The following is a 1,314-nucleotide window of genomic DNA, read 5'->3' as shown; positions in this document are numbered from 1 at the left end:
GACTTTTGAGCGTTCCTTGATATATAACTGGTAGCCCATTCGATTTTATTGCTGATTTCTGACCATGCGCCGTGACTGATACATTCAAATATTGGTAACAGCCAGACATCCACATTTTTTGCCGCTTTAAACAATGAGACCGATGGCATTATCTGAAGCGCAATACTACGCCTAATGATCAGCGCAAGTAAACTGGCCCAGATGAGCCCATCAACGATGGCCTTTTGTGCGGTGACAAATCGTTGCCAGTTGGTGTGAGACTTTAACTCTTTAAAAAGCAGTTCCACCTGCCATCGACAGCGGTAGATCGCCATGATGTCATCGGCAGTAAAGGTGTCTGAAGGTAAGTTAGTTATCCAAATGCAGAATCGTTTTTCTTCAGCAAACCATCGTCGCACGACTCTAAACTCTTGTTTACCTCGACGGACTTTTAGGTCAAGGACCTGCGAACGGTTGGTACCTCGAGTAATGTCTTTCAGCTTCTTCCCTTCTAGCTTAGGCAGCAGTCGCCCCTTGCCGTTCCTTGCCTCAATAATCATAGGGTTCAGAGACTTAGCACCTCGGACAATATAGAATCCGCCATGCTGTTCAAGCTCTCGAAAGAAGTGGAAATCAGGATACCCTGCGTCAGCTAACAGCAATTTGTTGTTCATCGTTTTGGGCTCAGGTAAAAAATCTCTTTCTGATGCCGTATCAGCGCTGATGTTCATCGCGACTGGAGAAAAGCTTTTCAACGACATTGTCATATGACATTCAACCGCTGCAGGGTTACGTTTAAATCGACTCGGATAAACATCCGCCAGGTCACGATGGATGTGGAAAGAGCTGCCATCTTGAAGCAGTACATCATCAAAGGTGTCGAGCTTATTTGGTAGACCGACATTCTGCTGGCGAGCAAATTGAGCTATTGCTCGAATAACAAGTTGCCGCATGAAATTAGGAAACTCATTTTTCCTCAACTGGTTATGGTAAGGCTTGTATGCCACGGCACCTTCAGGGCTCAAGCACATCCCATTGAATTGTCGCAGTAAATCCGCAATGGAAGTGCAGTTTCCTTTGCTTAACGCGGCCACTAAGCTAATGACTAGCTGCTCGGGTAATATCGCCCGACACCGTTTCATCAGGCCTGTACTTTTCGCCATTTTTTGGAGGGTGTCAGCATTAAAGAATTGCTTAAATTGCTTCTGTAAGGAGATAATCGTCATCGGCTTCACTATTGATGTAGGTAGTTTGTTTGGCGACGATTATCTGATCATAAATGAAGCCTTTTTTCTATCTAAATAAACAAGTTAGCTCTTAAGATCCTGTCTATGA

At 44.6% G+C, this 1,314-nt stretch carries 1 protein-coding gene; it reads right to left on the bottom strand.

Annotated features, from left to right (window positions below; genetic code table 11):
• Nucleotides 1–1,205, bottom strand: a 1,205-nt coding sequence (locus AB4384_RS23560; protein ID WP_372130199.1) for an IS4 family transposase, incomplete at its 3' end; no start/stop codon positions are given.
• Nucleotides 1,206–1,314 lie beyond the last annotated feature (109 nt).

It is taken from the genome of Vibrio sp. 10N.261.51.A4 (assembly GCF_041471945.1).
Taxonomy (GTDB): Bacteria; Pseudomonadota; Gammaproteobacteria; order Enterobacterales; family Vibrionaceae; genus Vibrio; species Vibrio crassostreae_C.
The sequence above is the reverse complement of the archived record's forward strand: the minus strand, read 5'-3'. Positions and strand labels throughout refer to the sequence as shown.